The 15,459-nt window shown below is 63.4% G+C and carries 12 protein-coding genes; 6 read left to right on the forward strand and 6 right to left on the reverse strand.

Annotated elements, in window-relative coordinates:
* Positions 1–85 precede the first annotated feature (85 nt).
* Entirely contained in the window at positions 86–424 is a 339-nt protein-coding gene (locus AACZ17_RS11700) for a hypothetical protein (protein WP_290746397.1), read from the reverse strand.
* A gap of 124 nt (positions 425–548) precedes the next feature.
* On the opposite strand from AACZ17_RS11700, the gene AACZ17_RS11705 reads away from it, so the two are divergent.
* Positions 549–1,418 carry an FkbM family methyltransferase gene (locus AACZ17_RS11705; RefSeq protein ID WP_290746400.1) on the forward strand — a complete coding sequence of 290 codons (870 nt, stop codon included), beginning with the start codon at positions 549–551 and terminating at the stop codon, positions 1,416–1,418.
* Positions 1,419–1,446: 28 nt separating this feature from the next.
* Here AACZ17_RS11705 and AACZ17_RS11710 read toward each other — a convergent pair whose 3' ends face one another.
* Together AACZ17_RS11710 and AACZ17_RS11715 are read right to left on the reverse strand one after the other, a co-directional pair.
* Positions 1,447–4,521 (reverse strand): efflux RND transporter permease subunit, encoded by a 3,075-nt coding sequence (locus tag AACZ17_RS11710; RefSeq protein ID WP_290746403.1) that lies wholly within the window; start codon positions 4,519–4,521, stop codon positions 1,447–1,449.
* Between the two features lies 1 nt (position 4,522).
* Positions 4,523–5,656, reverse strand: coding sequence for an efflux RND transporter periplasmic adaptor subunit (locus tag AACZ17_RS11715; protein WP_290746406.1), 1,134 nt, complete (start codon positions 5,654–5,656; stop codon positions 4,523–4,525).
* Positions 5,657–5,864: 208 nt separating this feature from the next.
* Here AACZ17_RS11715 and AACZ17_RS11720 point away from each other — a divergent pair, with 208 nt between their 5' ends.
* The 3 genes from AACZ17_RS11720 to AACZ17_RS11730 are packed head-to-tail and all read left to right on the forward strand — an operon-like array spanning position 5,865 to position 9,115.
* A complete protein-coding gene (locus AACZ17_RS11720; RefSeq protein ID WP_290746409.1) occupies positions 5,865–6,620 on the forward strand; it encodes a proteasome-type protease in 756 nt (251 codons plus the stop codon).
* A gap of 3 nt (positions 6,621–6,623) precedes the next feature.
* Positions 6,624–8,216, forward strand: coding sequence for a thymidine phosphorylase family protein (locus tag AACZ17_RS11725; RefSeq protein ID WP_290746412.1), 1,593 nt, complete (start codon positions 6,624–6,626; stop codon positions 8,214–8,216).
* Positions 8,216–9,115 (forward strand): ribose-phosphate diphosphokinase, encoded by a 900-nt coding sequence (locus AACZ17_RS11730; RefSeq protein WP_290746415.1) that lies wholly within the window; start codon positions 8,216–8,218, stop codon positions 9,113–9,115. Before AACZ17_RS11725 ends, AACZ17_RS11730 begins: the two co-directional genes overlap by 1 nt.
* On the opposite strand, the gene AACZ17_RS11735 is transcribed toward AACZ17_RS11730, so the two are convergent.
* Genes AACZ17_RS11735 through AACZ17_RS11745 form a run of 3 tightly spaced genes read right to left on the reverse strand, consistent with a single transcriptional unit; the run spans position 9,112 to position 12,526 of the window.
* The gene (locus AACZ17_RS11735) at positions 9,112–10,146 is read right to left on the reverse strand and encodes a putative zinc-binding metallopeptidase (RefSeq protein WP_290746418.1); all 1,035 of its coding nucleotides are present in this window, start codon (positions 10,144–10,146) and stop codon (positions 9,112–9,114) included. The two genes, AACZ17_RS11730 and AACZ17_RS11735, sit on opposite strands and share 4 nt — an antisense overlap.
* Positions 10,143–11,081 (reverse strand): alpha-E domain-containing protein, encoded by a 939-nt coding sequence (locus AACZ17_RS11740; RefSeq protein ID WP_290746421.1) that lies wholly within the window; start codon positions 11,079–11,081, stop codon positions 10,143–10,145. The genes AACZ17_RS11735 and AACZ17_RS11740 overlap by 4 nt, the downstream gene beginning before the upstream one ends.
* Positions 11,078–12,526 carry a circularly permuted type 2 ATP-grasp protein gene (locus AACZ17_RS11745; RefSeq protein WP_290746622.1) on the reverse strand — a complete coding sequence of 483 codons (1,449 nt, stop codon included), beginning with the start codon at positions 12,524–12,526 and terminating at the stop codon, positions 11,078–11,080. The genes AACZ17_RS11740 and AACZ17_RS11745 overlap by 4 nt, the downstream gene beginning before the upstream one ends.
* Positions 12,527–12,667: 141 nt before the next feature.
* Here AACZ17_RS11745 and AACZ17_RS11750 point away from each other — a divergent pair, with 141 nt between their 5' ends.
* A complete protein-coding gene (locus tag AACZ17_RS11750; RefSeq protein WP_290746424.1) occupies positions 12,668–14,782 on the forward strand; it encodes a molybdopterin oxidoreductase family protein in 2,115 nt (704 codons plus the stop codon).
* Between the two features lie 67 nt (positions 14,783–14,849).
* Positions 14,850–15,446, forward strand: a complete 597-nt coding sequence (locus AACZ17_RS11755) for a LemA family protein (RefSeq protein ID WP_290746427.1) — start codon at positions 14,850–14,852, stop codon at positions 15,444–15,446.
* The last annotated feature ends 13 nt before the right edge of the window (positions 15,447–15,459 follow it).

A 15,459-nucleotide genomic window follows, 5' to 3' on the forward strand; every position in this document is an offset into this window, starting at 1 on the left:
AGAGCAGCAGATTTCTAGGTAGGGGAGTCGGGTGCTCCCGCGTTAACCCGGTGTGGGCCCGAATTTCGGGCGCACTAACCCCGTGTCAGCGGAAAATGGGTGGGCGAAACAGGGAGGAGCCTTCGGCGACAACACTGGACAGTGAGTCACCTGCGTTGAGAACGGAAGAAAACGCCAGACGCGTCGCAAGCGGGGCGGCCAACAGCGCCGCACCGGAGGACAGGCAATGCAACAGGGAGCACAGCAGCGCATCGCAGCAGGCCGGCTCGTCTGCCACAACGCCAGAGGCCGCCATGTGGCCCGCATGGTTCATGCCCATTGCAAAATGGGCAGACTCCGGCACACTACCCGTGTTCAACATGATGCAGGGTGAAGAGGCAGCCGACACCAACTGCCCGGTGAACGTCACCAGGACCAAAAGCACAACGAATAATCCGGCTTTGCGCTGCAACATGTGCCACACGACCCAAAAAACACTCCTACAGGATAGCTGTTCCTGAAGATTGTTCCAACAACGAACCGACCTCTGCGCAGGAGATCCAGGAACAGTGGCAGCACGCATCTCGACACTCTCCGGGCTTCTGGAGCTTGACACAGGCATTTATATTGCCGACATCGGCGCCGCCCTGCTGGCTGAAACGCCGGTATACGCCCCGCTGGTCCGGGAGTATGCACAGGCGCAGCTGTTCAGCTTCGACGGTGATCCGCGACAGATTGCCGCCTTGCAGGCGCACTATGGCGACAAGGCAACCGTGCTGGAGCACTACGTCGGCGATGGCGAGGCTCACACCGCCTACGTGTGCGACGCGGCATCGGGCATGACATCGCTGTTCAAACCCTCACCGGCAGCCCTGGGCTTCTTCAACGGCTTTGATGACTTCGGACGGGTGCTGCAAACCGAGACCGTACACACCACGCGGCTGGACGCCATCGATGCCATTGAACGGATCGACTTTCTGAAAATGGATATCCAGGGCTCCGAGCTGCGGGTTCTGCAACACGGTCGCGAAAAACTGCGCGAGTGCGTGGCGATCCAGCTTGAAGTCTCCTTCATCGGCCTCTACGAGGGTCAGCCCACCTTTGGCGATATCGACCACTGGATGCGTGCCAACGGCTACCTCCCCCACCGCTTCATGGATATCAAACGCTGGTCAATATCCCCCACCGTCCGCAACAACAACTTCCGTATTCCCTTCAACCAGCTTCTGGAAGCCGACGCGGTCTACATCAAGAACCCTATTGCGCTGCAGCACTACAGCGACAACCAGCTCAAGCGACAGGTGCTGTTTGCCGACCTGTTCTTCGACAGCCCGGACCTCGCCGTGTACTGCCTGCGCGAACTCTGCACACGGCAGGTACTGGGTGAGCAGGCGCTGCGACAGTATTTCGCGCTCTTGAACACCCCGGCCGAGCGCTAGGCCAACCGCGACATGCTGGCGACGCCCATCACCTTGCCGCCAGGTCCCGCCCCAGATACAGATAGACCGCAGGCAGCACATACAGGGTAAACAGCGTGCCGATCGTCATGCCGGAGGCGATGACCAGGCCCATGGAAAAGCGCGCAGAGGCACCCGGGCCGGATGCCAGCAGCAGCGGGACCATGGCAATGACCAGCGCGGCGGTGGTCATCAACACGGGCCGCAGGCGTACTGACGCGGCCTCCTCGATCGCTTCGCGCTTCTGCATGCCCTCTTCCTGCAGGCGATTGGCAAACTCCACAATCAGGATGCCGTGCTTGGAGATCACACCGATCAGGGTGACGATACCGACCTGCGTATAGATATTCAGCGTGGCACCGGTGACCTGGAAGAGTGCGAGGACATTCAGGCACAGCAGGGCACCGCACACCGACATGGGAACCGTCACCAGCATGATGATCGGGTCGCGGAAGGACTCAAACTGCGCTGCCAGCACCAGGTAAATCAACAGCAGGGCGAAAAAGAAGGTCATGATCAGGGCACTGCCCTCCGTCTTGAACTGCCTGCTCTGGCCACCGTAGTCCACACTGTATTCGCGGCTCAGCTCCTCGCGGCTGATCTGTTCCAGCGTCGCCAGTGCGTCACCCAAGGCGATACCGGGGCGCGGAATCCCGTTCAGGGTGACCGCGTTGAGCTGCTGAAAGCCGGTCAGGGAGCGCGGCACCACTTCGCTCTCGAGCCGCACCAGTGTACTCATGGGGATCAGGTCGCCGCTGCGCGTACGGGTGTAGTAGCCCGCCAGGTCCTGCGGCGTCATGCGCTGCCCGCGCCGTACCTGCGGAATGACCTTGTAGGACCGGTCATTCATGGTGAAGCGGTTCACATAGCCGCCCGACAGCAGTGCCGACAGATCGGCGCTGAGCTGCTGCATCTCCACGCCCAGCAGCGCGGCCTTGTCACGGTCCACCGTCAGGCGCTGCTGGGGCTTGTCGATCTGCAGATCCTGGTCAATGAATATGAATTTGCCGGTCTCACGCGCGCGTTGCAGCACGCGCTGTACATCCTCGAACATGATGTTGAAATCCAGGGTGGACGTGAGCACGAACTCCACCGGCAGCACGCCGCTGGAGGGCAGCGGTGCCGGGTTCACGGCGTTTACCTGCAAGCCCGCAATGCGCTGTGTGCGCGGCAGAATGCTCTCCTGCAGAACCTGCTCCGAGCTGCGCTCGCGCTCACTCCAGGGTTTGAAGATGAATCCGCCGAAGGCGCCGTTGGTGGCGCCACCACCACCGGGGCTCACGCCATTGAACAGGAAGTTGACGTCGATTTCCGGTGTGCTGCGGGTGATCTGGCCAATTTCCGCCGTGTACTGCTCGATGTAGTCCAGCGTTACATACGGGTCGGACTCGGCGAGATAAAAGATCAGCCCGATATCCTCAGACGGCGCCAGCTCCGAGGGCGAGCGCACAAAGAGGAAATAGCAGGAGACGATAATAATGGCGCCGAACAGCAGAACCCCGCCGCGGTCGTCGAGCACGCGATCCAGATCACGCTGGTAGACCCGGCGCAGCGCCTCAAAGCGCTGGTCAAGCCAGTGCTCCAGCCGGTTGCTGTTGTCGCCTTCGTCCCTTCTCAGCAGCCGCGCGCACATCATCGGCGACAGGGTCAGGGCGACGACACCGGAGATCAACACCGCACCGGCCAGGGTAAAGGCAAACTCCGTGAACAGGGTGCCGGTCAGGCCGCCCACAAAGCCGATGGGAATATAGACCGCGATCAGGGTGGTGGTCATCGCCACGATGGGCCAGGCCAGCTCGCTGGCCCCCAGCAGCGCCGCCTCTTTGGGTGCCATGCCCGCTTCAATGTGCCGGTGAATGTTCTCCAGCACAATGATGGCGTCATCAACCACGATGCCGATGGCGAGCACGATAGCCAGCAGCGTCAGCAGGTTGATACTGAAGCCCATCAGCTGCATGAGGAACAGTCCGCCAACCAGCGACAGCGGCACAGCCACCGCCGGGATCAGTACCGAGCGCAGGGAGCCCAGGAACAGGAAAATCACCAGGATGACGATAATCATCGCCTCGATGATGGTGGCCTCCACGTCGTCGATAGCGTTCTGGATATAGACGGTGGCGTCGTAATTGATATTGCCAACAATGCCTTCCGGCAGTCGTGGCGCGATGTCCTCCGCGTAGACCTGCCGCACCCGGGCAATCACCTCCAGGGCATTGGCATCCGGCGCCACGTCGATCTGCATGAACACCGCTTCCTGGTCGATAAACATGGATGAGGAGCCGTATCCCTCATTGCCGAGCTCGACTTCTGCGATGTCGCCGAGGCGCACAATGGCGCCGTCCTGCTCGCGCAAGACCATCTCTTCGAAACCCTGCACCGAGCGCAGATCGGTATCGGCCTTCAGGTTGATCTCGACCATGCTGCCCTTGCTGGCACCCACCGCCGAAAGCACGTTGTTGGCGGCGAGGGCAGCGCGCACTTCGCTGGCGGTCATCCCGAGCGCCGTCATGCGCTCCTGGTCCAGCCAGATGCGCATGGCAAACACGCTGGTGGAATTAGCGCTTGCGCGCAGCACGCCGGGCAGGGTCGACAGCTTGGGCTGCACCTCGCGGATCACGTAATCCGCTACACGATTGGTGGGCAACTGGTCGCTGATGAACGAGATGTACATGCTGCCCACCTGCTCGCCGATCGCCAGGTTGAGCACCGGATCCTCGGCCTCGCGGGGCAGCTCGTTGCGCAGCTTGTTGACCTTGGTAACCACCTGGGTGAGGACCTCGTCGGGATCGGCCTCGGTGCTGACATAGGCGGAGATGATGCTCAGCCCCCGTGTGCTGGAGGACGTCAGGTAATCAATACCCTCGGCTGTGGCGATCTCCTGTTCCAGCGGCGTGGTAATGAAACCCTTGATCAGCTCCGCGTCGGCGCCGATGTACGGCGTACTCACCGTGATCACCGCCGTCTCGATCATGGGGTATTCCCGCACGTTGAGCTCGGTCGCCGCACGCAGGCCGAGAATCAGCAGGAACAGGCTGACCACCGTTGCCAGTACCGGTTTGTGGATGAAGATATCGGTGAATTTCATGTCAGCCGTTATCCGGTTGCGGGTCGAGCTCCGCCGCTGGCGGGGAGCTGTTGTCAACGTTCACCGTCATCCCGCCATCCAGCTTCAGCAGTCCGCTGGTCGCGACGCGTTCACCCGGATCCAGCCCCTCCTCGACCGCCACCAGATCGCCGCGCACCGGCCCCAGGGTGACGAAGCGCTGCGATACCCGCAAGGCACCATCCTGCCCGGTAATGACGTACACCGAGTCCCCGTAGGGTCGGTAGGCAATCGCCGTCTGCGGCACCACAACCCGCTCCAGCTCTATGCCGATTGGCAGCACCAGGCGGGCGAACATGCCGGGGCGGAGCAATTCCTCCGGGTTGGGCAGGGTCGCCTGCAGCGTGAAGTTCCGGGTATTCGGGTCCACCACCGGCGAAATGGCGGTGACAGTGCCCTCGAAGATACGACCGTCCAGCGCCTCCAGACGGGCCTGCACAGGCATCCCCGCCGCTACCTGCTGGCTGTATTGCTCGGGCAGTGAGAAGTTCACATACAGGCTGTCCAATGCCTGCAGGGCAATCACCGTGTCCCCCGCCTGCACATAGTCGCCCACGTTGTACTGACGGATGCCCAGCCGTCCCGCATAGGGCGCGCGCAGGGTTTTCTGCTCGATCCGCGCCTGCTGTGCCGCAACACGGGCGCGGGCCTGCTCCAGCAGACTACTGCGCTGGTCCAGCTCCGACTCGGAAATGTTGCGCTGCGCCACCAGCCGCCTGGCACGCTCCAGTTCCAGCCGGGCCAGCTCCGCCGCGGCCTGCAGCTCCGCCAGCTGCGCCCGATCCGGCGCCGAATTCAGCGTGATGATGGCGTCGCCGGCGTTCACCGCAGCGCCATTTTCGAAATGGATGGTCTCCACCGTGCCGGGCACTTCCGTTGCCAACTCGGCGCCGCGGATCGCCACCAGCGTGCCGACGCTCTCCACGCTGTCACGCCACAGGGCCGTGCCCGCCTCCATGGCAGTGACCGTAGCGGGCTGCACCGGCATGTTGTCCATGAACTCGTTCATCTTCTTGTTGCCGAACCACTGCATGCCGAACAGCCCGCCGAATACCAGCAGGGTGACCAGCAGCATCAGCCACATGCGCAGACTGAAGAGCACCTTTTTTCCAGACATGATAGTCACCGACTTCCGTGATCAGGGGGGCAGGGGCCGGTATCGCGCTACCGCCACTGCACCGAAACGACAGGCAGCCAATGATACGCGGGCGATGCGGTCGATACCATGCACAGATCACCGGGGTTGAGCAGGACTGTGGCATTGCCGCCTCGCTATGAGTATGCTTGCCCGCTCAACACGGCCCCGGAGCGAAGACACTGCTGCCATGACCTATTGCCTCGCCATCGCCGTCCAGGACGGCCTGATCTTCTGCTCGGACTCGCGCACCAATGCCGGGCCCGACCGGGTCAGCACCTACAGCAAAATGCATCGCTTTTCAGTGGCCTACGACCGCTCTCTGGTGCTGATGACGGCGGGCAACCTGGCCACCAGCCAGGCCGTGATTGCGCATATCCAGCGGGACCTGGAGGAGGATGCCGAATTCAACATTCTCAAGGCGCGCTATGTCGCCGACGTCGCGGACTATATCGGAGAGCTGAATGTCGCAGAACAGGCTCGGCACAAAAAGCCGTCGGGGCCGGGCGCAGGCGCCAGCTTTGATGCCTCTGCCACGTTCATACTCGGCGGCCAGATCAAGGGACACGCCCAGGCGCTCTACCTGATCTACCCCGAAGGCAACTACATCACCGCCTCAGAGCTCTACCCCTACCTGCAGATTGGCGAAACCAAATACGGCAAGCCCATTCTCGACCGTATCGTGCGCCCGGACACACCCTATGAGACCGCCATGCGCTGTGCCCTGGTCTCAATGGACTCCACCATACGTTCCAATGCCACCGTCGGGCCGCCTCTGGAGTGCCTGTTCTACCGCAACGACAGCCTGAAACCGCATGCGCGCTACTTTGCGCTGGAGGAGCATCATCCCTACCTGGCCAAGCTGCGCCAGAGCTGGGACGACAATATTCGCGAGGCCTTCGCCAAGCTGCCCTCCCTGGGCGAGGTTATCGGTGAGGACGACTGAGGCATGAGCCACAGTAGCGGCAAAAGCCAGCAGGACGCCCTGCATGCGGCGGACGCTGCATCCACGCTGGTGCTGAAGCGGGTTGCCATAGACACCTACCGGGAGAACGTCGCCTATCTGCATCGGGATTGCGAGCTGTACCGCGCCGAGGGTTTCCAGGCACTGGCGAAAGTCGAGGTGTCCGACGACGGCCGGCGTATCCTTGCCAGCGTCAACGTCGTCGACGACGACACCATCGTCGGCTGCAGCGAGCTCGGCCTCTCGGAAGACGCCTTCGCCTTGCTGGGCCTGCCAGAGGGCCACCGGGTAAGCGTATCGCAGGCTGAACCGCCGACCTCGATACCCGCCCTGCACCGCAAGATTGCTGGCGAACGCCTCAGCAGCGAGAATTTTCGCGCCATCGTCAACGACATCGCCGAACACCGTTACTCGAAGATTGAACTGACCGCCTTCGTCGTCGCCTGTAACCAGGCGGAACTCGACCGCGAGGAGGTTTTTTTCCTCAGCGACGCCATGAGCCGTGTAGGGCGCCGCCTCAACTGGGGTGAGCACCCGGTGGTGGACAAGCACTGCATCGGCGGTATCCCGGGCAACCGCACCTCCATGCTGGTCGTGCCGATTGTCGCCGCACACGGCATGCTGTGCCCAAAGACCTCATCCCGCGCCATCACCTCTCCGGCCGGCACCGCCGACACAATGGAGGTACTGGCGCGCGTTGAGCTGCAATTCGAGCAGCTCAACAGTATCGTGCGCACCCACCGCGGCTGCCTCGCCTGGGGCGGCACCAGTGACCTCTCGCCGGCAGACGATGTACTGATTGCCGTTGAGCGTCCCCTGTCGATCGACTCACCGGGGCAGATGGTGGCATCCATTCTGTCCAAAAAGGTCGCGGCCGGCTCCACCCACCTGGTTCTGGATATCCCGGTCGGCCCTACCGCGAAAGTCACGTCTATGCCCGAAGCACAGCGGCTGCGCCGCCTGTTCGAGTACGTCGCCAAGCGCATGGGGCTGGTGCTGGAAGTCGTGATCACCGACGGACGACAACCCATTGGCAACGGCATCGGCCCGGCCCTGGAAGCACGGGACGTGATGCAGGTGCTGGAGAACAGCCCTGCGGCGCCCGCCGATCTGCGCCAGAAGTCGCTGCGCCTGGCCGGTCGCATGCTGGAATTCGACCCCGATGTGCGCGGTGGCGACGGCTTCGCTATCGCCCGGGACATCCTGGATTCCGGGCGCGCCCTGCGCAAGATGCAGGACATTATTGAGGCCCAGGGCAGCAAGCCATTTGATCTCGGCAACCCGCCGCTGGCACCACTGACCTACGCGGTTCGCGCCGACACTGCAGGCACGGTGGTCAATATTGACAACCTGCAGCTGGCGCGCATTGCGCGGCAGGCCGGTGCCCCGCGGGCACAGGGCGCAGGGGTCGACCTGCGCGCCAAGCTCGGCGACCCGGTACAGCCCGGCGACCTGCTGTATACCGTCTACGCGGCCTACCCGACCGAGCTCGGCTTTGCCCGCAGGCTGTGCGAGCGCAGCAGCGGTTTCACCCTGGGCCAGGCGGCTGACATTACCCCGGCATTCATGGAGTTCTGATGAGCGCGCTGCTGACCTATCTGGCGGACGAGCGGGAGCCCGCATTGCGCCTCGCGAGCGCCTGTGCACTGCCCACCCTTGCCGTTGCCCGGCACCGCTTTCCCGACGAGGAACTGAAGCTGCTGCTGGACCTGCCCGCGGGCACGCAGACGCTGGTGGTCTACCGCAGCCTGGATCGACCCAACGAGAAACTGGTGGAACTGCTGTTGCTGGCGCGCCATGCACGTCGCGCCGGCGTGCCACGGCTGGTGCTGGTTGCCCCCTATCTCGGCTACATGCGCCAGGACATTGCCTTCCAGCCGGGCGAAGTGGTCAGCCAGACCATCGTCGGCAAGTTCCTTGCGGAGCTGTTTGACGCGGTTATCACGGTCGATCCCCACCTGCACAGGATAAGCCGCCTGGATGAGGCCATTCCCTTGCAGGACGCCATCGCCCTGTCGGCTGCGGGCAGCCTGGCGGAACGGGTGGCGAGTGAACGCGACCATCCGCTACTGGTTGGCCCCGATGCCGAGTCGCGGCAGTGGGTGGAGAGCGCGGCGGCGGTCCGCCAGCTGGACCACGCCGTGTGCAGCAAGCAGCGCCACGGTGACCGCGATGTGGTTATCACCCTGCCTGACGTTGCCGTCGCGGGGCGTGCGGTGGTCCTCCTGGATGACGTGGCCAGCTCCGGGCGCACCCTGGCGGGCGCCGCGCGACTGCTGCTACAGGCGGGCGCCAGCTCTGTGGATGTCGCGGTGACTCACGCCCTGTTTGCCGGCGATGCCCTGGCCGTGATGGAGAGCGCGGGCATCGGCACCGTGTGGAGCACAGACTGCATTCAACACCCCAGCAATGCCGTCTCCATGGCGCCCCTGCTGGCCACGGCGCTGAACCCCCTGCTACAGCGCTGGGCTGGCTAGCGCTGCCCCGGCTGCTGCTGCAGGCGACGAATCGCCGTGTCGACAAAGGCCAGTTTCGATTCGACGAAGTGGTTGATGACGAAGGGATAGGCGTCCCCCCGGCCAACGCTGCGGTTAAGTTCGTTCAGGGTGATGCTGAGGTCTCGCCAGAGTCCGATCCGTTCACCGACCTCCAGACTCGCCACGTCCTTGCGAATAACGCCGTAGGCCGCCGCCGTCTCCAGCGCATCCTGGATGTGCAGGTAATGTCCCCAGGTTTCCGCCCAGTCTTCCATCGGGTGCACACTGGCGTAGGCGCTGATGTAGTACTTGCGCCAGTCGGGTGACGGGCCCTCGCGGTAGTGGCGGTCCAGCGCCTCGCGATAGTCCATCTTTTCATCCCCGAACAGCTGCGCAAAGCCGCTGCGAATGGTCTCGTCACGTGCCAGGCGCGCCCAGTAGTAATGACCGGATTCGTGGCGCATATGCCCGAGGACCGTGCGGTAGGGTTCGTTCATCTGCTCCCGCACCGCAACCCGCGCAACATCATCCGCCTCCAGGGTATTGATGGTAATCACGCCGCCGGCGAACCCCGTGCTGACAAAGGACTCCGCGTATTCCTCCCGGCTGCGTCCATCCTCGATAAAGTCCAGTAGCAGGCCATTCTCGGCGTCCTGCCAGCCATTGATCAACGGCAGGTCGAGACTGCGCAGGGTGTACAGGAGGCGTTTCTTGCCCTGTTCCAGTACCCACCAGCGCTGGATGTTGCCGGGCAGCGAAAGGTCGGGAATGGTACGGTTGAATTGGCAGCCCCAGCACAGGGGGTGAGTGTCCTCTTCAGCGCAGAGCCAGTTGCAGACATCCCATTCCGAGCCGTTGGCGCACATACGGTAACGACGCCCCGCGGCAGACTGCAGAATGCCATCGCCCGCGTCGCTGAGTGAGACCATTTCCAGCGCAAGAGGGTCAAACCCAAGCTCCCTGCCGCAGTGCACACAGTCCCGACTCTCGAAAAACACCTGGCTGCCGCAGCTGCACTCCAGCCGCTTCATGGTGTATCCGGCTGAAACCAGGACGCGGTGATCGCGTCGTGGAGGTCGGCCAGCAGTGCCTGGAACTCATCGATGTAGGCATGCAGCGCCTCGCGGGACATCTGTTCCGGCTGCAGCTTGCCCAGTTTTCGCCGCCCGCGGTTCAGGGTGCGCATAGCCCGCTCATGGTTCTTCAGCGGCTTCAGTTCGGCGCGGATTTCTGCGAGACAGAAGGCCACCGAACGCGGCAACAGCGGCTCCTGAAACACAAATTCCACCACCTCCTCCGCTTGCACCAGCGGGCCTATCATTCGCCGGTAGGCTCCGAAGGACGACAGGGCCTGCAACAGGGAAGTCCAGATCAGCGGGTCCGTGGCCTCATGGGTACCGGCCCGCCCGAGAATCTCCCCGGTGCCCACATCCATCAGGCGGGTGGTCATATCGGAGCGTTCGAGCAGGTGCCCCAGGCGCAGGAAGCGATGCGCATGGTCTCGGGGCAGGCTGGAGGACAGCATGCCGTTCACCCGCTGGCAGCGGCTGATCACTTCCTCGAGGAAGGCCTGGCGATTACGCCGACCCACAGACTTTTCCGCCGCATCAGTCACATACAGGTGCAGCTCGTTGATCTGCTCCCAGGTTTCCTCAGGCAGCACATCGCGCGTGGTGCGCACGTTTTCACGCGCCCAGCGCACAGCGAAGGGGATACTGGCACAGCTGTCTTCTTCTGCCATGAGAAAGCGCAGGACATTCTGTTCATTACCCACCCGATACTGCTGATAGAAAACGGGCTCGGCATCGAGAATACGCACCAGCACGTCCCAGCCCAGCTCGGCTGCGCGTGGAATGTCCATGATGAGGTGGTTATAGGCTGCCACCAGACGAGCGCTGTCCTCCGCACGCTCCAGGTAGCGCCCCATCCAGTACAGGCGTTCGGCGACACTGGAAAGCATTGTCATGCCTTGCCCTCCACAATCCAGGTATCCTTGCTGCCACCGCCCTGCGAGGAGTTCACGACCAGTGACCCCCTGGTCAAGGCCACCCGTGTCAGTCCGCCCGGCGTCACCCAGGTATCCCGTCCCTGCAGGATAAAGGGGCGCAGGTCCAGGTGGCGTGGCTCGACCGCCTCGTCGATGTAGGTGGGCGCGGTCGACAGGGCCAGGGTCGGCTGTGCCACATAGTTGCGCGGGTTCTCCTCGATCAGGCGGGCAAACTTGCGACGCACGGCGGCAGTACTGTGCGGACCGACCATGATGCCGTAGCCGCCTGATTCATTGGCCGGTTTGACCACCAGTTGATCGAGGTTCTTGAGGACATGCTCGCGATCTTTCTCGCGCATGCACAGCCAGGTGGGCACGCTGGCGAGCAGCGGCTTCTGCTTGAGGTAATAGCGAATCATTTCCGGCACGAACGCGTAGATGACCTTGTCATCTGCCACGCCGCTGCCCGGTGCGTTGGCGATGGCCACATTGCCTGCCTTCCAGGCGCGCATCAAACCGGGGACACCGAGCAGCGACTCCGGCCGGAACGCCTCGGGGTCCATGAAGTCTTCATCAATGCGCCGGTAAATCACATCCACGCGCACGGGACCATCCACGGTGCGCATGTAGACGCAGTTGTCATCTGCGACCATCAGGTCGCGACCCTCCACCAGTTCGGCCCCCATGCCCTGGGCCAGGTAGGCGTGCTCAAAATAGGCTGAGTTGAAAATACCCGGCGTGAGCACGACGATACAGGGGCGGCGGCGTTCCCTGGGAGACAGCGATGCCAGTGTCTGGTAAAGCTGCGAGGGGTAATCGTCCACCGGCAGGATACTGTAGTTCTCGAACAGCTCCGGCAGCACCCGCTTGGTGATCTCGCGGTTCTCCAGCATATAGGACACCCCCGAGGGCACCCGCAGGTTATCCTCGAGTACGCGGAAACGGCCATCACCGTCACGCACCAGATCGGAACCACAGATATGCGCCCAGACGCCAAAGCGCGGCGACATGCCCATGCACTGCGGTTTGAAATTGCTGGATTCCAGCACGATATCCGCCGGCACCACGCCGTCGGCGAGGATTTTCTGCTGGTTGTAGATATCCTGGATAAAGTGATTGAGCGCGAGCGAACGCTGGCGCAGACCGTCGCTGACCGCCTGCCACTGCCGCGCGGATATCACCCGCGGAATGATGTCGAAGGGCCAGGCGCGATCGATATTGCCGGCCTCGTTATAGACCGTAAAGGAAATCCCCATTTCCCGTATGGCGAGCTCCGCCGCAGCGCGGCGTTCCGCCATTTCCTGCCCCGGCAGTTTCTGTAGCAAGCGCACTACACCCCGCGCAGCAGCGCGCGGCTGCCCCTTGGGCGTGATCAGTTCGTCGAAGAAACTGCCCGACGCATACGACTTCCAGCTTTCGTTCATCGTTCTGGCAACCCGCATTGGAACCTGCATCCACACTACACAAAAAGCGCTGACCCGACTACTCGCGCACAGCGCGGCGAGTGCACTTTATTCGTGCACCCGCTACACTCCGGGGAAACCCATAACACGAGAGTGCCCTCCATGCCGGCTACCGTGCACCATCGCGCCTGCCACCTCTGTGAGGCTATCTGCGGGCTGCGGATTGAAACTGACGGGGATCGCATACTGTCGATCAAGGGCGACCCGGCCGACCCCTTGAGTCGCGGCCACATCTGTCCCAAGGCGGTAGCCCTGCAGGACATTCACAACGACCCGGACCGCCTGCGCCGGCCAGTGCAGCGCATACGCGGCACCGACCGGTGGCGCGAAATCAGCTGGGAGGAAGCGCTGGATAGCACAGCGCAGCGGCTGGTGGAGATTACGCAACGGGATGGCGTGGATGCGCTGGGCGTTTACCTGGGCAACCCCACAGTGCACAACTACGGGATGATGACGCACCAGAAAAACCTGTTCCGCCATTTCCACACCCGCAACCGCTTCTCCGCCACGTCCGTCGACCAGCTGCCACATCACCTGGTCAGCCTCTGGCTGTTCGGCCACAAATCATTGTTCCCGATTCCCGATATCGATCGCAGCGCGTACTTCCTCATGCTCGGCGCCAACCCCATCGCCTCCAACGGTAGCATCTGGACCGTGCCCGATGTGCGCAAGCGGATCAAGGCCCTGCGCAAGCGCGGCGGCAAGCTGGTCGTGGTCGACCCCCGCTACACCGAGACGGCAGAGCTGGCCAGTGAACACCTCTTCATACGCCCCGGCAGTGACGCCTTGTTCCTGCTGGCGCTGGTGCATACGCTGTTTGCCGACGATCTGGTGGCGCCTGGCCCTCTGGGGGCGTTCACCACCGGCTTGTCGGAACTGGCCGCGGCGCTTGCCGACTTCACGCCCGAGTTCGCCGCCGCCCACACCGGCATCGAGGCGAGCACAATCCGTCGCATCGCGCAGGAGTTCGCCCAGGCCGGGGCCGCCATCTGCTACGGGCGCATGGGCGTATCGACACAGCGCTACGGCGCGCTGTGCCAGTGGGCGATACAGCTGCTGAACATCCTGACCGGCAACCTCGACCGGGAGGGCGGTTCGCTGTTCACACTGCCCGCCGTGGACCAGGTCAGCAGCATCGGCCCCGGCGGCTTTGCCCGGCACCACAGCCGCGTGCGCCAGCTGCCGGAGTTTGACCGTGAACTGCCCGCCTCGGCCATGGCCGAGGAAATCACCACACCCGGAACGGGGCAGATCCGCGCGCTGTTCGTGGGGGCGGGAAATCCGGTGTTGTCGACACCAAACGGCCGCCAGCTGGACGCGGCGCTGGCGCAACTGGAGTTCATGGTCTGCCTGGACCCCTACCTCAACGAAACCACGCGCCATGCGGACATTATCCTGCCGCCGACATCGCCGCTGGAACACGACCACTACGATCTCGCGTTCCACATCAACGCGATACGCAACACGGCCCGGTACAACGAAGCGGTGTTCGCAAAACCGGAAGGCACACTGCACGACTGGGAGATATTCACCGAGCTGGGCAACCGGGTCGCCGCGCTGCTGGGCCAGCCCGCGCAACCGGTGACGGCGCCCCACGAGATCATCGACATGGGCCTGCAGATCGGGCCCTACAGTGAACGCCAGGGCAGTGTACACGCACTGACCCTGGACAAGCTGCGGGAGAATCCCTCGGGTATCGACCTCGGGGCCCTGCAGCCGCAACTGCCGGACCGGCTGCAGACTGCGGACAAAACCATCGACTGCGCCACCCCACAGGCGCTGGCGGACCTCGACCGGCTGCGCGCAGCGTTCAGCGCAGGCGACAGCGGCGCCCTGCGTCTGATTGGGCGCCGGCACGTGCGCTCGAACAACTCCTGGATGCACAACTATCACCGCCTGGTGAAGGGCAAAGAGCGCTGCACCCTGCTCATGCATCCACAGGATATGGCGACGCGCGGCATCAGCGACGGTGACCGCGTACACTTGAGCTCCCGAGCCGGCAGCGTCACCGTCGCGGCGGAAGCCAGCACCGGGGTGATGCCCGGGGTGGTCAGCCTGCCGCACGGCTACGGCCACGGCCGGCCCGGGGTGCGCCTGCACACCGCGGCCAGGCATGCGGGGGTCAGCTGCAACGACGTCACCGATGACCTCGCCCTGGACGTCCTGTCCGGCAACGCCGCCGTCAACGGCATTGACGTCGAGGTGGCACTGGCCTGAGCGGTCCTCGCACCCGCGCCGTTTTCGGGTAGAATCGGGCTACCACTACCGCCTGGGAGGGTGTTGCATGGACGTTTCTACGATTGTGTTCTGGCTGGTCCTGCTGGGCCTGGTGATGTATGTCATCGGCATCTACAACCGCCTCGTTGCCCTGAAAAACCGCTACCAGAACGCCTTTGCACAAATTGAAGTGCAGCTGAAGCGGCGCTACGACCTGATACCCAACCTGGTGGAAACGGCACGGGCCTACATGAGCCACGAACGCGAGACGCTGGAGGCGGTGACTGCAGCGCGCAACGACGCCGCCGCGCTGCTCAAGGCGCTGGGGCCGGACGCCATCGGCGGTGCCGACATGACCCGGCTGGCGAGCGCCGAAAACGCGCTGCAGGGTGCACTCGGCAAACTCAACGTCACCATGGAAGCCTACCCCGATCTCAAGGCCAGCGAGAACATGCAGCAGCTTTCCGAGGAGCTGACCAATACCGAGAATCGTGTCGCTTTCGCCCGCCAGGGCTACAACGACGCGGTGATGGCCTACAACACGTACCGCCAGAGTTTCCCACCGGTAGCGGTGGCGTCCACCTTTGGCCACGCACAGGATGCCACGCTGCTGGAATTCGACGACTCTGCACAAATCCAGGCAGCGCCGAAGGTCAGCTTCTAGGGTTATCGCAGCC

Origin of the sequence: uncultured Haliea sp. (assembly GCF_963973825.1) — a bacterium.
Classification (GTDB): domain Bacteria; phylum Pseudomonadota; class Gammaproteobacteria; order Pseudomonadales; family Halieaceae; genus Haliea.